The organism is Micromonospora sp. LOL_025, assembly GCF_048060285.1.
Taxonomy (GTDB): Bacteria; Actinomycetota; Actinomycetes; order Mycobacteriales; family Micromonosporaceae; genus Micromonospora.
The window spans coordinates 165,530-180,193 of sequence record NZ_JBHMIR010000011.1; the positions used below are offsets into that span (position 1 = coordinate 165,530).

Genomic DNA, 14,664 nt, shown 5'->3' on the forward strand with positions numbered 1-14,664 from the left:
CCTCTGTGTCCACTACCGGGAAATTTGCCCAGCTCAGAAGGCTTTTCGTCACTCGCCCTCGCTGGTGGTGATGAGCACCTTGCCGACCACCGAGTTCTCCACCGCCCGGTGCGCCGCGACGGCCGCCGAGAGCGGGTGACGGTGCAGCGGCAGCCCCGCGTCCTCGCCCACCCGGATCCCGCCCTGCGCCGCGGCGGCGGCAACGTCCACCACCGCCTGGGCCTTGGCCGCCTTCGGCTCGGTGTAGACGAGGACGAACTGGAACCGCGCGTTCGGCGCCATCAACGGCCGGATCGGCAGGGTCACCTCGTCCCCGCCGTCGTCGGCGTAGACGCAGACCGCGCCGCCGCGCCGGAGCAACTGGACGTCGACGGCGGCGTTGCGCGCCGCCGAGACCTCGACGACCGTGTGCACCCCGTCGGGGGCGATCTTGCGGACCTCCTCGACCACGTCCTGCTCCCGGTAGTTGACCACGAAGGACGCGCCGGCCGCCGCCGCCAGCTGCGCCTTCTCCGGGCTGCTGACGGTGGCGACCACGCAGGCGTCCGCCCAGCGGGCGAGCTGGATGGCCGCGTTGCCCACCGCGCCCGCCCCGCCCTGCACGAGCACCGTGTGGTCGCTGAGCGCGCCCGCGTGCAGCCTGTCCGGGGTGTACTCGCCCGCCGTCAGGCACCGGTGCGCGGTGAGGAAGGGGATGCCCAGGCATGCTCCCAGGTCGAAGGAGGCGTCCCCGAGGGGCACCGCCTGCCGGACCGGCACCACCGTGTACTCGGCGGCGGTGCCCCAGGGCCGCTGCCACGCGGCCTCCCACAGCCAGACCCGCTCGCCGATCAGTTCCCGGTCGACGCCCTCGCCGACCGCCTCGATCACCCCCGCGCCGTCCTGCCCCGGCGTCTGCCAGTCGCCCGGCATCGGCCCCTGCCGGCGCGCCTTCCAGTCCGTCGGGTTCACCCCCGACACGGCCACCCGCACCAGGACCTCGCCGGGGCCCGGCTCCGGCACCGGCCGGTCGAGAAGTTGCAGCACCGAGGCGTCGCCGGTGCGCTCGTACACGATCGCCTTCATCCCCGTCTCCTCACCCGGCGGCCCCCGGCGGGCGCCGTCGGCTGCGGTACCCGGCGGAACCGCGCTCATGCCGGCACCGGCCGGGCGCGAACCGGACAACCCGGCAGCCCACCGGTCCCGGCCACCCGGACGGAACGGCCGCCGCACACCGCCAGCCGACTGCGCGCGAAGCCGACGGCGACGCGCGAGCCCGCTGCCCGCGGCGGCGACGCGCCGACCCCACCGCCCGCGGCGCCGCGCGAGGCTGTGACGGCGACGGCACCGGTGGCGCGAGCCTGCCTACCCGAGCCGGTCCACGGTCTCCGGGGTCAGCTCCCCGACCGAGCCCAGCACCAGCGCCGCGAGCCGCTCGGCGTCCGGGTCCAGCGGGTACGCCCCGTGGGGCACCGCCACCACCGTCATCCGAGCGGCGGCGGCCGACCGGACGCCGTTGGACGAGTCCTCCACGGCGACGCAGCGGGCCGGGTCGACGCCCAGCCGCTCGGCGACCGCCAGGTAGACGTCCGGCGCCGGCTTGCCCCGCGCGGTCTCCTCGGTCGACAGCGTGGCGCCGAACGCGTCGGTCAGGCCCGTCGCGGCCAGTGCCGCCGCGATCAGCCGGGTCGGCGACGAGCTGGCCAGCCCCAGCGGCCACCGTTCGGCCAGCCGGCGCACGACCTCGTCGGCCCCGTCGATCAGCGGTACGCGGGCCGCGTACCGCCGGGTCATCTCCTCGACCACCTCGGCGGCGACCTGTTCGGCGCTGCGGTCGACGCCCAGTTCCCCGCTGAGGTACCGGGCCCACTCGCCGGTGCTCATGCCCATCAGCCGGCGCTGGGTGTCGGGCTGCCACGTCCCGCCGTGCGCCGCGACGTACGCCCGCCGGACCTCCTCCCAGACCGGCTCGGAGTCCACGATCACGCCGTCCAGGTCGAAGACCACCGCATCCGCCACGAACCCATCCTGCCTCATCGGCGGCGTCCGGGCCGGCGGGCGGGGGTCAGGTCCGCAGCGCGGGCAGGCCGATCGGGTTGCCCTCCGGGATGACGGTGTGCGCGGCGCGGGCGATCGGTTCGAGCAGCTCCCGCAGCCGTTCGGTGCGCTCCGGGCCCAGCATCCGCCACGGGCGGGCGGCGGCGGCGTCGGTGGCGTCCTCGATCGCCTGGAAGCGGGACCGGCCCTGCGCGGTCGGCTCCCCGTCCGGGGTGAGCCAGCCCCGCTCGGTCAGCCGGGCGCGGGCGGCGGCCCACTGCTCCTCCGACCAGCCCCGGCCGAGCAGGTTCAGCGGGGAGATGTCGACCGCGACCCGCCAGGCCAGCGTCTCCACCGGGTCGAGGTCGGCCGCGACCAGCGCGGCGATGTGCCCGTCGCCGCGCTGCTCGCGCAGGGTGGTGGCGGCCTGCCAGAGTCGGGCCAGCGGGTACTCGCCGCGCGGCAGGGCGGCGTTGGCGGCGCCCAGCACCCGGCCGGCGGGCTCCGCCTCGGCGGCGGCGGCCTCCAGCAGCTCGGCCGCCTCGACCAGGTGCGACTCGGGCAGCTCGTAGGTCAGCTCGGCCAGCGCCTGCACCGCGCCCGTGAGCCGCGCCCGCAGCGCCTCCTCGGGGGTGGCCAGCCGCCAGACGGCCGGCAGCGCCCGCGCCACCGTGTGCGGGGCGAAGTTGAAGAACGCCGCAGTCACCGGCGCGGGCTCGGCGGGCCCCAGCGGCGCGGCCCGGCCGGCGAAGTAGCCGCGCCAGAAGCCCCGCAGCCCGACCGCCTCGAAGGCGGCCCGGGCACGGGGGTGGAAGTAGGTGATCGCGTGGACCGGCTCGTAGTGGGTCCACAACACCCGGGCGGTCCGCCCCGCGTCGTCCAGCGCCGTCACGTGCACCTCCGCGTCCGGTCCGGTCATCGCCCCGGACGGCCGGACCGCCCGGGGTGACGCTGAACCTACTGCCGGTGGCTGAGGGGCCGGAAGCCCTCTGTGGGCTACTGCATCAACGGCGGGCGACATCCCGGGCGAACCGGGCCGCTATCGCGGGGCAACGGCCCGGTCACGAGGGTCGACCGATTCGGTTCGCGGTCACTGGGCCGCGAGCACGTCCACCACGAAGCGCAGCGGGCCGGCCGGACGGCCGCCGGCGGCGTCGTTGCCGTACGCGAGCTCGGCCGGGATGTCGAGCTGGACGCGGCTGCCGACGGTCACCCCGACGAGGCCCTGGTCCCAACCCGGGATGACCTGGCCGACGCCGATGGCGAAGGTCGCCGGCTGGCCGCCGCTCCACGACGAGTCGAACTCCTTGCCGTCCTTGTAGAAGACGCCGACGTAGTTCGTGGTGATCGTCTGGCCCTTCTGCACCGCCGGGCCGGTGCCCTTGATCAGCGGGGTCACGGTGAGCTTCTTCAGCTCGCCCTTGCCGGCGGCGACGGTCGGCTTGCTGCCCAGGGCCGGGTCCGCCCCCTGCGGGAGCTGCGGGGCGGGGGGCGCGTCGGCGGCGGGGGCGCTGGCGGACGGGGCCGCCGACGGGGCGCCGGCCGTCTGGTCCTTGTCGCCGTCGCTGTTGCGCCCGATCGTCACGAAGACGGTGATCAGCACCGCGACCACGGCGACCCCGGCGAGCCCGCCGGCCCAGGCCTGCCGGCGGCGCTTCGCCTCGGCCGCCTTCTGTGCGGCCAACTGGGCGGCCAGCCGCCGCTCCGACTTCTGGGACCGGTTCTGCGTACGCTCGCTCACGGCGTCGACTCCCTGCTGCGAAGGTGGTGGCCGGCATCGGAGTGCCGGGGGAAAGCCGACGCACACGGTACCCGCCCGGCCGCCCACCGCGCCGCCTCGACCGTGGCCGCTCCCGCCGCACGGGTCACGCCGGCCCCGGCACCACCATGAAGTCGGTCACGAACGAGGTGACCCGGCCGTCGGCGGTCCGCCCGATCCAGGTGCCGTAGCAGCCGTCGCCCCAGCCGGACCAGACCGTCACCACGTTGGCCCCGGTCGTCTCGTCGAGCACCGCGGCGACGTGCCCCGGCACCGGCCCGCCCGTCGGCTCGTCCGCGACGAAGACGTCCGTGACCGCGTCCTCGTCCCACGCCTCCAGCGCGGCCAGCGCGGTCGGGTCGGCCAGGGTGCCGATGCCGGTGTCCACCCCGTAGCCGAACCAACCGTCGGGCTTGAGGGCCGAGACGTCCTGGTCGCCGACCAGCGCCATCTCCCAGTGGACCGTCGGCTCGTCGTGGACCACCAGTTCGAGGGCGGCCACCCGCCGGTCCGCCTCGGTGTCCTCGCCCCGCACCACCGCGACCCAGGCCCGCGCCGGGTAGCGGCCGGGGGCCACCCCGACCGTGAACGGTTCGTCCTCGGGGCAGGCCACCGGGTCGCAGCCCACCACCCGCCCCGTCGGCAGCACGACGTCGCCCACCGGGTGCACCTCCATGACGTACGTGGCGTGCTCGTCGGCGAAGCGGGCGCCGGGCGTCAGCAGCCGGTGCAGGTCGGGGGTGTACGGCATGGGGTTCCTCTCGCGGCGGGGGCCGGCGGAGCGTACCCGCGGTGGACCTCGCCGGGCGAGACCGCCCGCGGGCTCAGCCGTCGAGATGCCGGGCCAGGGCCTGGCGCAGGTGGTGCTTCGGGCGGGAGCCGACGATCGAGCCGACCACCTCGCCGTGGCGGAAGACCAGGAGGGTGGGCAGGGACATCACGCCGTAGGTGCGGGTGGCCGTCGGGTTGGCGTCGGTGTCGATCGTCGCGACGACCATCCGCCCGGCGAACTCCGTGGCGAGTTCCGCGAGGCTGCGGGAGACGGCCCGGCACGGCGGGCACCAGTCCGCCCAGAAGTCGACCACCACCGGCCGGTCGGCGGCGAGCACCACGGTGGCGAAGGTGTCGTCGGTGACGACGGTCAGCGAGCCGTCCGGCGCAGTCTCGAGCATGTTTCCTCCCGGTGGGTGATGGCGTGGGCGAGCTGGTCGCGCAGCTCCCGGCGGACCGCGTGCAGCCGGTCGATGCCGGCGTCGACCTCGGCCAGCTTGCGTCGCAGCACGGCCACCGAGTCGGGGCAGACGTGACCGGAGGCGTTGCCGGCCCGCAGGCAGGCGACGAACGGGCGGATGTCGTCCAGGCCGAAGCCCACCGCGAGCAGCGCCCGGATCTCGCGTACGACGTGCAACTCCGCCTCGTCGTAAACCCGGTATCCGTTGGCCGAGCGGGCCGCCCGGACCAGGCCGTGCGTCTCGTAGTAGCGCAGGGCCCGGGTGCTCGTGCCGGCGCGTTCCGCCAGCTCACCGATCAGCATCCGACCTCCCTCGTCCGACCCGACCGACGCTAGACCTTGTCACCGGCGTCAAGGCAAACGTCGGACCGCGCGGTGCCTCCGGCGTACGCCACGCATCCGACCTGCGGAAGCGCGACCCGACGGGGTCAGGCGGTCTTGCGGGCCGTCTTCTTCGCGGCGGCCTTCTTGGCGGCGGGCTTCTTCTCGCCCTCGGCGGCCTTCTTCGGGGCGGCCTTCTTGGCGGCGGCCTTCTTCGGCGCGGCCTTCTTCTCGGCGGTCTTCTTGGCCGGGGCCTTCGCCGCCTTCTTCTCGGCGGCCTTCTTCTGCGCGGAGCGGGCGGCCGAGATCGGGGTCGGCTCCCCGCCGCCGCCGGCCGGGGCCTCGCCCCGGGCGGACCGGGCGCGCTCGACGGACGCCTTCAGCGCCGCCATCAGGTCCACCGCCGCGGCCGGGGCCTCCTCGACCTCCTCCGGCTGGACCACCTCGCGGCCCTCCACCTTGGCGTCGATGACCTCCTGCAACGCCGCCCGGTAGTCGTCGGTGAAGGCGTCCGGCTCGAACTCGCCGGCCATCGAGTCGATCAGGGAGCTGGCCATCGCCAGCTCCGGCGGGCGGACCTTCAGGTCCTCGTCGAGGAAGCCGAAGTCGGGCTTCCGGATCTCGTCCGGCCAGAGCATGGTGTTGAGCAGCAGCACGCCCTCGCGGACCCGCAGCGTGGCGAGCTGCTCCCGCTGGCGCAGCGCCACCTTGACGATCGCCACCCGCTCCGAGTCGGCGAGCGCGTCGCGCAGCAGCACGTACGGCTTGGTGGCGGTGCCCTCCGGCTCCAGGAAGTACGCCTTGTTGTAGAGGATCGGGTCGACCTGCTCGGCGGGGACGAACTCCAGCACGTCGATCGCGCGCGAGCTGGACAGCGGCAGCTCGGCGAAGTCCTCGTCGGTGAGGATCACCATCTCGCCGCCGCCGATGTCGTAGCCCTTGGCGATGTCGTCGTAGGTGACCTCCTCGCCGCAGACCTGGCAGGTGCGCTTGTAACGGATGCGGCCGCCGTCCTCCCGGTGCACCTGGTGGAAGCGGATGTCCTTCTCCTCGGTGGCCGAGTAGAGCTTGACCCCGATCGAGACGAGGCCGAACGAGACGGCTCCCTTCCAGATGGCCCGCATCCCCGTGCTCCTCTCGCCGGTACAGCCCAGGATCGCAAATGATCGAAGGCCACGCGAGCGCTTCCGTGCGCAAGTACAGTCGGGACGTGCCCGGCGCGCCGCTCAAGCCGATGCTCGCGATGACCGGGCAGCTCCCGGCGGGTGCCGGCTGGGCGTACGAGTTCAAGTGGGACGGCGTCCGCGCGCTGGCCGACATCTCCGGCGGCCGGCAGCACCTGTACGCCCGCAGCGGCGTGGAGATCACCCTCGCGTACCCCGAGCTGGCCACCCTGCACGAGCAGGCGGGTGACGCGCTGCTCGACGGCGAGGTGGTGCTGCTCGGCGAGACCGGCCAGCCCTCGTTCACGGCCCTGGCGGAGCGGATGCACGTCCGGGACCGGAACAAGGCCGCCCGGCTGGCGGCGGTCGCCCCGGTGACGTACATGATCTTCGACCTGCTCCGGCTCGACGGCGAGGACCTGACCGGCCGGTCGTACGCCCGCCGGCGGGAGGCCCTGGACGCCCTGGCGCTCGGCGGCGCCCGGTGGGCGGTGTCGCCGGTCTTCGGCGACGGCCCGGCCACCTACGAGGCGGCCGGCGAGCACGGCCTGGAGGGGGTGATGGCCAAGCGGGTCGACTCGGTCTACCGGCCGGGCGTGCGCTCGCCGGACTGGGTGAAGGTCAAGCTGGAGGTCACCGGCGACTTCGTGGTCGGCGGCTGGCGGCCCGGGGCACGCCGCATCGGCGGCCTGCTGGTCGGGGTGCCGCGCCCGGACGGGCGGCTCACCTACCGGGGGCGCGTCGGCGGCGGCATCGGCGCGGCCATCGAGCGGGAGCTGCTGCGCGAGCTGGAGCCGCTGCGCGCCGGCGCGTCGCCGTTCGCGGGCGACGTGCCGCGCGAGGATGCCCGGGGCGCGATCTGGGTAACACCCCTGGTCGTGGTGGAGGTGAAGTACGGCCAGCGCACCCCGGACGGGCGACTGCGGTTCCCCCGGGTGCTCCGGCTGCGGCCGGACAAACCCGCCGAGGAGGTCGACGATGCCGGCTGAGCGGTTCCGGGTGGACGTGGAGGGACGCGCGCTGGAGCTGTCCAACCTGGACAAGGTGCTCTATCCCGACGCCGGGTTCACCAAGGGCGAGGTGATCGACTACTACACCCGGATCGCCCCGGTGCTCCTGCCGCACCTCGCCGACCGGGCGCTCACCCGGATCCGCTTCCCCAACGGGGTCACGGGCGGCTCCTTCTTCGAGAAGAACGCCCCCGCCGCCACCCCCGGCTGGGTACGCACCGAGACGCTGCCCGCGCCCGGGTCCAGCAAGGGCCGGGACACCATCGACTACGTGGTGGCCGACGACCTGCCCACCCTGGTCTGGCTGGCCAACCTCGCCGCGCTGGAGCTGCACACGCCGCAGTGGAAGGTCGGCGAGCACCCCGACATGATGGTCGTCGACCTCGATCCCGGGCCGCCGGCGGCGCTGCGCCAGTGCTGCCAGGTGGCGCTGTTGATGCGCGACCGGCTCGCCGAGGACGGCATCGACAGCTATCCGAAGACGTCGGGGAAGAAGGGCATGCAGCTCTGCTGCCCGATCGCCGGCACGCAGTCCTCCGACCTCGTGTCCGACTACGCCAAGCGGATCGCGCAGGAGCTGGAGCGGGCGCACCCGAAGCTGGTCGTGTCGAAGATGGCGAAGAACCTGCGGCCGGGCAAGGTCTTCATCGACTGGAGCCAGAACAACGCCGCCAAGACGACGGTGTCGCCGTACTCGCTGCGGGCGCAGTCCGTGCCGTCCGTCTCCACCCCGCTGACCTGGGACGAGGTCGAGGCGGGCGCGGCGGGGAAGCGGCCGGCGAGCAAGCCGTACACGGCGGGGGAGGTGCTGAAGCGGGTGGAGAAGCAGGGCGACCTGCTGGCCCCCCTGCTCGACGGCGGCCCCGAACTGCCCGCCCGCTGACTGCGGGGCACCGGACCACGTCCGCCGGCTCCCGACGCCGGCGAGCCGGGTCCCCGACGACGAGTGCATCGACGTCCATGATTTTGGCTGTTAGTATCCGACGACATTCGCGGCCGGCGTGAAAGAAATCTCAGCCGAGGTCGGCGCGCGTCCAGTCGGAGGATCGCCCATGCAACGGCTCATCGCCCGCCTCCTGGCCCTCGCGTGCGTCCTGCCGCTGCTGGCCCTGCCGGCGCAGCCCGCCGCAGCCTCGACCCTGTTCCGCGGCCAGCTCAACGGGGGCGCCGACCCCACCATGACCTACTTCGACGGCGCCTACTTCCTGTCCACCACGCTCGGCGACCGGATCGGCATCTGGACCTCCCCGACGCTGGCGGGTCTGGCCACCGCGCCCGAGCGGACGGTGTGGCGGGACCCGGACCCCAGCCGCAACAAGCAGGTCTGGGCCCCCTCGATCCACCGGTTCGTCCGGCCCGAGGGACCCCGCTGGTACATCTACTACACCGCCAGCGACGGCGTCGACGCCAACCACCGCAACTACGTCATCGAGTCCGAGGGCGACAACCCGCTCGGCCCGTACCACTTCAAGGGGCGGATCGCGGACTACGGCGAGTACGCCATCGACGGCGAGCCGGTGACGCACAACGGCCGGACGTACTTCGCCTGGACGGGCCCGGGCCGGGGGATGGGCGGGCCGGCGCAGCTCTACCTGCGGCTCATGACGTCGCCGTGGACCACCACCGGCAACCGCGTCGCGCTGCCGGCCGACGGCGGCTGCCACGAGGTACGCGAGGGGCCGACTGGGCTGCGCGGCCCGGGGCGGCTCTTCCTCGTCTACTCCGCCTGCGACACCGGCAAGCCGGACTACCAGCTCTGGATGAAGTCCATCGCGGACGGCGCCGACCCGTTGGTGGTCTCGAACTGGCGCCAGCACCCCGGGCCGGTCTTCTCCCGCAACGACGCGGCCGGCGTCTTCGGCCCCGGGCACAACGGCTTCTTCCGCTCGCCCGACGGCACCCAGGACTGGATCGTCTACCACGGCAAGACCAGCTCGGCGTACACCTACGACGGCCGCACCACGCGCGCCCAACCGGTCGTCTGGAACGCCGACGGCACGCCGAACTTCGGCCGTCCGGTCTCCCTGAGCACGCCGCAGGTGCCGCCCTCCGGTGACCCGTGGGCCAGCCAGGAGCCGGGCGCGTCGCGCGGGTACGTCTCCGGCGAGCAGCGGCACCACTTCGAGCGCGCCCCCGACGGCACGCTCTCGCACTGGTGGCGGGAGCCGGCCGACGGCTCGATCCACCGCGACACCTGGGGCGGTCCGATCGCGGGCCGGCCGACGGGCTACCCGGTCGGCGGCGAGCAGCACGTCTTCGCCCGTACCCCCGAGGGGAACCTGCGGCACTGGTGGTGGGCGCCGGGCGGCAGCGTCCGCCAGGAGGACTGGGGCGCGGGCCTGGCCGGCGACCCGACCGGCATGCTCTATCTCAACGGGCAGAAGCACGTGTTCGGCCGCGGTACCGACGGCAGGCTGCACCACTGGTGGCAGGAGCTCGACGGCACGGTCCGCCGGGACGTCTGGCACGGCGGCGACGTGGTCGGCAACCCGGTCGCGTACGCGTTCCACGACGAGCAGCACGTCTTCGCGCGCGGCAGCGACAACACCCTGCGCCACTGGGTCTGGTACCCGAAGATCGCGAACAACCTGCCCAGGCTGGACGACTGGGGAGGCGTCGGAAAGGTCCACTCGGACCCGACCGGCTTCGCCTTCGGCGACCAGCAGCACGTCTTCTACCGGGCCGCCGACGGCAGCATCGAGCACCGCTTCTACTCCCACGACCTGGACCGGGTCTTCACCGACAACTGGGGCGGCAACGTCGTCGGCACGCCCTGGGCCGTCCGGCAGGGCCAGACGCAGCAGGTGTTCGCCCGCTCCGCCGACGGCACGCTGTGGCGCATGTCGTGGCGACCGGGCGGCACGGTGACCACCGACAGCGGCGGCACCGGCGCCACCACCGACCCGGTGGCGCTGGCCTGGCGCGACGAGACCCACGTCTACACCCGGGGCGCCGACGGGACGCTCGTCGACCGGCACTGGCAGCCGGCCGGCGGCGCGGTCCCCACGTCGTGGGGCGGCCAGGTCGCACCCTGACCCCCGCGTCGGCGTCACCCGGGCCGCCGGTGCGGCCCGGGTGACGCCGCGCCGCATCGGGCGGGCCCGCGCGCCGACGGCGTCGCCCGGCCGCCGAGGTGATCGGTCAGGCGGCCGGCCAGGTGGTGTACGAGATCCGCGCGTTCAGGTTGGCCGGCACGCCCAGCCAGGTGTAGCAGTTGACCGAGACGACGGTGTCGGCCCCGGACGGGGACCACTTGGCCAGTACGCAGTAGCCGCGCGGCGGACGCTGGAGACTGGTCACGAACGAGTTCACGAAGGCGGTGCCGTAACCGGTGCCCGTGCCGGCGAAGCGCGCCTGGTAGCGGCCGGTGCCGAGCACCGTGCCCGTCGCGCCGCCGAAGCCCGGGATCGTCGAGTTGTAGCTCTCGCCGCCGATCCAGGTGCCGCTGACGTTCTCGCCGTGGAACACGCCGCTGGCGAAGCGCGGCCCGAACGCCCGGCCCAGCAGGTCCACCCGGGAGCCGTACGTGACCACGAAGCGGGCGTCCACCGGGTTGCCGGCGGCGTTCGCGCAGTGGACCACCCACCCGTCCGGCGGATCGAGCTGGCAATGCACGGCGGTGCCGCCCAGTGCGGTCACGTGCGCCATCGGGAAGATCGCCCCGCCCTCGCTGGGCGGGTTCGGGTTCATCAGGAAGCGGTACCGGCCCTTGTCGAGGCGCTCGTAGGCGACCGTCCCGCCGGTCGAGTCGTACCGGTAGGCGGCGGGCAGCGTGCGTACGCCGGTCGGCTGCGCCTGGTCGGTGACGAACCACGCCAGCCGGCCCTGGCCGACCTGCCGGACGTTGGTGAAGGTGGCCACGAAGCGGCTGTCCGCCGGGCTGCCGGTCGCGGCGAAGCAGCGCACCTGGATCAGCAGGTCGGGCGTGCCGATCGGGCTGCGGTACCAGCTCGCCACCGTGCAGAGGACCGGCCCGCCCCCGTACGCCACCGCGTGGGCCACCCCGCCGCTGGTCGCCGCCCCCTCCAGCGCCACCGTGTACGCCCCGGTGCCGGTCCGCCGCACCACGACGTCGCCGTCGCCGGAGTGGGCGCTGTAGCCGCCGGTGATGCGGTACTCGGTCGTGGTCGGGGCGTGCGCCCAGACCGTGGCGGTGACCGTGGGGTTGGGGTCCGGCAGCGGGTCCGCCACGGCGGGCACCGGCCGGGCCAGCACCGCCCCGGCGAGCAGTACCGCCAGCGCCACCGCGCCCCGCAGCGTCCCGCCCCGCCGGGCCCGGGGCACACGTTCGTCTGTCTGCATGACGCAGCCTCCCTGGGCCTCGGCGGACCGTCCGCGCCACGAGTGTGGCAACGCCCGTCAATGCCCGTACCGGCGCCGCCCGCCCGACCCACCGCGCCCGGGAGTGTGACGTCCCGTGCGGTGCCAGTGCCCGCGCGGTGCCCCTGGGGTGTCCGCGGGGGTGCCCGGAACCGCGCATCGGTGCCCTACCGGCCCGTAACCCGTTGAGTAGGGTGGCGACAGCCTGCCGAGGAGTGCGACATGAACATGACCGATGCCCTCGTCCGGGAGCCGCTGACCGGTGGTCGGGCGGCGGAGGTGGACCGGCCGCTGCTCACCTACCTGGACGACGCGACCGGTGAGCGGGTCGACCTGACCGCGACGGAGCTGGGCGGCTGGGCGGCGCGGGCCGCCGGGCTGCTGCGCGACGGCTGCGGGCTCGGTGTCGGCGACCGGGCGGCGGTGCTGCTGCCGGCGCACTGGCAGACCGCCGCCGTGCTGCTGGGCGCCTGGTCGACCGGGGTGGCGGTGTCCTTCCGGCCCCGGGCGACCGCCGGCCTGCCGTCGCTCGAACCGGGCGCCGACCGGCCGTACGACGCGCTCTTCGTCAGCGCGCAGCGGCTGGACGACTGGCTGGAGGACGTACCCGAGGCGCGGCACCGCTACGTGCTCTCCCTCGGCGCCGCGCCGCGCGGGGAGCGGCCCCTGGGCTACCTGGACTGGCTCGCCGAGGTCGGCCGGCACACCGATGCGCTGCCCGCGTCCGCCCCGCTGACCAGCGCCCACGCGGCCAGCCCCGACGGTACGAGCTACCGCGAGTGGGGCAGCGTCGCGCTGGCCGTGGCGGAGCGGCTCGACCTGCGGGCCGGCGACCGCCTGCTGGTCGACGTCGCCGAGCACGAGCAACCCGTGTACTGGCTGCTGGCGCCGCTGGCCGTCGGCGCGTCGGTGGTGCTCTGCGCCAACCTCGACCCGGCCCGGCTCGACGCCCGGATCGCCGCCGAGCAGATCACCCGGGTGCTGTGATGGGCGGGGTCTACACCGAGGCGAGCATGTCGCTGGACGGCTACATCGCCGCCCCGGGCGACACCGGCTTCGACCAGCTCTTCCAGTGGTACGAGAACGGCGACGTCGCCATCGGAACCACCAAGCCGGAGATGACGTTCCGCACCTCGCAGGCGAGCGCCGGCCACCTGCGGCGCACGCTGGACGACACCGGCGCCCTGGTCGTCGGCCGCCGACTGTTCGACCTCGTCGGCGGCTGGGACGGCCGGCACCCCATGGGCACGCCCGTCGTGGTCGTCACCCACCACGTGCCGGACGGCTGGCCCCGGCCGGGCGCGCCGTTCACCTTCGTCACCGGGGGCATCGAGGCCGCCGTCGCGCAGGCCCGCGAGCTGGCCGGGGACCGCTGGGTGGGGGTCAACGGGGGCAGCATCGCCCGCCAGTGCCTGGCGGCCGGGCTGCTCGACGAGATCCGGGTCAACCTGGTGCCGGTCCTGCTCGGCGACGGCGTGCCGTTCTTCGACCACGTCCGCGACGCCCCCGTCGAGCTGTCGAACCCGACGGTCGTCGAGGGCGACCGGGTCACCCACCTCTACTACCGGGTCCGCCGCCCCTAGCCGTTCGAAAGGACGAAACGGGCCTTCTCCGGTACGCCCCGAGGAGGCCCGGCGCGGTCCGCGCGCCTCCGATCAGCGCTCCCCGGCCCCCTGCCGTTACAGGGAGAATCGGCCCTTTCCGCAGGTCTGTTGCCGTTGCCATCGACGTGGTCTCATACCGGGAAGACGACGTCATCGACCTGGTCATGGCAACCCCGCGTCGACTCCGCACCGCCCCCAATCCTCCTGAAAGGTGCACCGATGCACAGGAGACCCATCTTCCGACTTGCGGTCCTCGCCGCCACCGCCGCGACGCTCCTGGCGTCCGGTGGCGCCTACGGCGCGGTATCGGCGGCGCCCGTGCCCGCCGCCCGGGGTGCCGCCGAGTGCGAGCCGGACGCCCACGGGCACGGCGCGGCCCGGCTCGCCGAGGGCGCCACCGCCCAGGAGCCGGAGCTGTACGCCAAGAACGAGGCGAACGCCTACGGCGTCATCAAGGACGCCCCGCGCCTGGCCAACGGCAGCGTCACCGTGCCGACGGTCTTCCACATGATCTCCGACCACCCGCTCACCGCTGCCGAGACGACCAGGTGGAACACCCTGATCGCGGCGCAGATGAAGGTGCTCAACGACTCGTTCGCGGGCCGCACCGCCGCCAACGCCTCCGACACGCCGTTCCGGTTCGACCTGGTCGACACGACGTGGACGGTCAACAGCGCCTGGTACACGGTCGTGCCCGGCAAGAACGAGCGCGACATGAAGAAGGCGCTGCACACCGGCGACTCCGAGACCCTCAACGTGTACGCGGCGAACATCGGCGGCGGCCTGCTCGGCTGGGCGTACTTCCCGAAGGGCTACAACAACGGCCGCGACTACATCGACGGCGTGGTGATGCTCGACGAGTCGATGCCGGGCGGCACGGCCGGCAAGTACGCGCTCGGCGACACGCTCACGCACGAGGTCGGGCACTGGCTGATGCTGGAGCACACCTTCGCGCACGGCTGCTCCGCCGCCGGCGACTTCGTCGCGGACACCCCCCGCGAGGCGACCCCGCAGTTCAACTGCCCGGTGGGCGCGGACACCTGCACCGCACCCGGGCTGGACCCCATCCACAACTTCATGGACTACACGCAGGACTCCTGCATGAACATGTTCACCGCCGGACAGGCGGACCGGATGAGCGACGCCTGGGTCGCGTTCCGGGCCGGCGGCGCCGGCTGACGCAGTGCGCGGGTGGCGGCCGGTCGTCGACCGGCCGCCACCGTCGGGCCCCCGGACCGGC

Annotated in this window: 14 protein-coding genes and 1 pseudogene; 6 read left to right on the top strand and 9 right to left on the bottom strand. The window is 74.2% G+C overall.

Annotated features, from left to right (window positions below):
* Positions 1–48: 48 nt before the first annotated feature.
* The 8 genes and pseudogenes from ACFHW0_RS16840 to ACFHW0_RS16875 all read right to left on the bottom strand — a co-directional run bounded on the left by ACFHW0_RS16840 (position 49) and on the right by ACFHW0_RS16875 (position 6,451).
* Positions 49–1,065 (bottom strand): NADPH:quinone reductase, encoded by a 1,017-nt coding sequence (locus ACFHW0_RS16840; RefSeq protein WP_416608679.1) that lies wholly within the window; start codon positions 1,063–1,065, stop codon positions 49–51.
* A gap of 279 nt (positions 1,066–1,344) precedes the next feature.
* Positions 1,345–2,016 carry an HAD family hydrolase gene (locus tag ACFHW0_RS16845; protein ID WP_416608681.1) on the bottom strand — a complete coding sequence of 224 codons (672 nt, stop codon included), beginning with the start codon at positions 2,014–2,016 and terminating at the stop codon, positions 1,345–1,347.
* Positions 2,017–2,044: 28 nt separating this feature from the next.
* Positions 2,045–2,935: an SCO6745 family protein gene (locus ACFHW0_RS16850; protein WP_416608683.1), complete on the bottom strand. Its 891-nt coding sequence runs from the start codon at positions 2,933–2,935 to the stop codon at positions 2,045–2,047.
* Between the two features lie 171 nt (positions 2,936–3,106).
* Positions 3,107–3,794, bottom strand: a pseudogene (locus ACFHW0_RS16855) (FKBP-type peptidyl-prolyl cis-trans isomerase).
* A gap of 87 nt (positions 3,795–3,881) precedes the next feature.
* Positions 3,882–4,526 (bottom strand): DUF4241 domain-containing protein, encoded by a 645-nt coding sequence (locus ACFHW0_RS16860; RefSeq protein ID WP_416608685.1) that lies wholly within the window; start codon positions 4,524–4,526, stop codon positions 3,882–3,884.
* A gap of 73 nt (positions 4,527–4,599) precedes the next feature.
* Positions 4,600–4,947, bottom strand: coding sequence for a thioredoxin (trxA, locus tag ACFHW0_RS16865; RefSeq protein WP_416608687.1), 348 nt, complete (start codon positions 4,945–4,947; stop codon positions 4,600–4,602).
* Positions 4,917–5,309, bottom strand: a complete 393-nt coding sequence (locus ACFHW0_RS16870; RefSeq protein ID WP_121397016.1) for a MerR family transcriptional regulator — start codon at positions 5,307–5,309, stop codon at positions 4,917–4,919. Before ACFHW0_RS16870 ends, trxA begins: the two co-directional genes overlap by 31 nt.
* Before the next feature lie 125 nt (positions 5,310–5,434).
* A complete protein-coding gene (locus ACFHW0_RS16875; RefSeq protein WP_366641128.1) occupies positions 5,435–6,451 on the bottom strand; it encodes a Ku protein in 1,017 nt (338 codons plus the stop codon).
* Positions 6,452–6,537: 86 nt separating this feature from the next.
* On the opposite strand from ACFHW0_RS16875, the gene ligD (ACFHW0_RS16880) reads away from it, so the two are divergent.
* From ligD (ACFHW0_RS16880) to ACFHW0_RS16890, 3 genes are all read left to right on the top strand, one after another.
* The gene (gene ligD, locus ACFHW0_RS16880; RefSeq protein ID WP_416608766.1) at positions 6,538–7,479 is read left to right on the top strand and encodes a non-homologous end-joining DNA ligase; all 942 of its coding nucleotides are present in this window, start codon (positions 6,538–6,540) and stop codon (positions 7,477–7,479) included.
* Positions 7,469–8,383: a non-homologous end-joining DNA ligase gene (ligD, locus tag ACFHW0_RS16885; protein WP_416608690.1), complete on the top strand. Its 915-nt coding sequence runs from the start codon at positions 7,469–7,471 to the stop codon at positions 8,381–8,383. The genes ligD (ACFHW0_RS16880) and ligD (ACFHW0_RS16885) overlap by 11 nt, the downstream gene beginning before the upstream one ends.
* 169 nt (positions 8,384–8,552) lie before the next feature.
* Entirely contained in the window at positions 8,553–10,535 is a 1,983-nt protein-coding gene (locus ACFHW0_RS16890) for a family 43 glycosylhydrolase (protein WP_416608692.1), read from the top strand.
* Between the two features lie 106 nt (positions 10,536–10,641).
* On the opposite strand, the gene ACFHW0_RS16895 is transcribed toward ACFHW0_RS16890, so the two are convergent.
* Positions 10,642–11,802, bottom strand: a complete 1,161-nt coding sequence (locus ACFHW0_RS16895; protein WP_416608694.1) for a hypothetical protein — start codon at positions 11,800–11,802, stop codon at positions 10,642–10,644.
* 240 nt (positions 11,803–12,042) lie between these two features.
* On the opposite strand from ACFHW0_RS16895, the gene ACFHW0_RS16900 reads away from it, so the two are divergent.
* From ACFHW0_RS16900 to ACFHW0_RS16910, 3 genes are all read left to right on the top strand, one after another.
* A complete protein-coding gene (locus tag ACFHW0_RS16900) occupies positions 12,043–12,807 on the top strand; it encodes a TIGR03089 family protein (protein ID WP_416608696.1) in 765 nt (254 codons plus the stop codon).
* Entirely contained in the window at positions 12,807–13,403 is a 597-nt protein-coding gene (locus tag ACFHW0_RS16905) for a dihydrofolate reductase family protein (protein WP_416608698.1), read from the top strand. Before ACFHW0_RS16900 ends, ACFHW0_RS16905 begins: the two co-directional genes overlap by 1 nt.
* A 240-nt stretch (positions 13,404–13,643) precedes the next feature.
* On the top strand, positions 13,644–14,603 hold the full coding sequence (locus tag ACFHW0_RS16910; protein ID WP_416608700.1) for a zinc metalloprotease: 960 nt from the start codon (positions 13,644–13,646) through the stop codon (positions 14,601–14,603).
* The last annotated feature ends 61 nt before the right edge of the window (positions 14,604–14,664 follow it).

What these genes read in the sequence shown, in the direction of transcription:
- ACFHW0_RS16890 (WP_416608692.1), top strand. Translation starts at nt 8,553, where the DNA reads ATGCAACGGCTCATCGCCCGCCTCCTGGCCCTCGCGTGCGTCCTGCCG.
- ACFHW0_RS16840 (WP_416608679.1), bottom strand. Translation starts at nt 1,065, where the DNA reads ATGAAGGCGATCGTGTACGAGCGCACCGGCGACGCCTCGGTGCTGCAA.
- ACFHW0_RS16860 (WP_416608685.1), bottom strand. Translation starts at nt 4,526, where the DNA reads ATGCCGTACACCCCCGACCTGCACCGGCTGCTGACGCCCGGCGCCCGC.
- ACFHW0_RS16910 (WP_416608700.1), top strand. Translation starts at nt 13,644, where the DNA reads ATGCACAGGAGACCCATCTTCCGACTTGCGGTCCTCGCCGCCACCGCC.
- ACFHW0_RS16905 (WP_416608698.1), top strand. Translation starts at nt 12,807, where the DNA reads ATGGGCGGGGTCTACACCGAGGCGAGCATGTCGCTGGACGGCTACATC.
- ACFHW0_RS16850 (WP_416608683.1), bottom strand. Translation starts at nt 2,935, where the DNA reads ATGACCGGACCGGACGCGGAGGTGCACGTGACGGCGCTGGACGACGCG.
- ACFHW0_RS16870 (WP_121397016.1), bottom strand. Translation starts at nt 5,309, where the DNA reads ATGCTGATCGGTGAGCTGGCGGAACGCGCCGGCACGAGCACCCGGGCC.
- ACFHW0_RS16895 (WP_416608694.1), bottom strand. Translation starts at nt 11,802, where the DNA reads ATGCAGACAGACGAACGTGTGCCCCGGGCCCGGCGGGGCGGGACGCTG.
- ACFHW0_RS16845 (WP_416608681.1), bottom strand. Translation starts at nt 2,016, where the DNA reads ATGAGGCAGGATGGGTTCGTGGCGGATGCGGTGGTCTTCGACCTGGAC.
- ACFHW0_RS16900 (WP_416608696.1), top strand. Translation starts at nt 12,043, where the DNA reads ATGAACATGACCGATGCCCTCGTCCGGGAGCCGCTGACCGGTGGTCGG.
- trxA (WP_416608687.1), bottom strand. Translation starts at nt 4,947, where the DNA reads ATGCTCGAGACTGCGCCGGACGGCTCGCTGACCGTCGTCACCGACGAC.
- ACFHW0_RS16875 (WP_366641128.1), bottom strand. Translation starts at nt 6,451, where the DNA reads ATGCGGGCCATCTGGAAGGGAGCCGTCTCGTTCGGCCTCGTCTCGATC.
- ligD (WP_416608690.1), top strand. Translation starts at nt 7,469, where the DNA reads ATGCCGGCTGAGCGGTTCCGGGTGGACGTGGAGGGACGCGCGCTGGAG.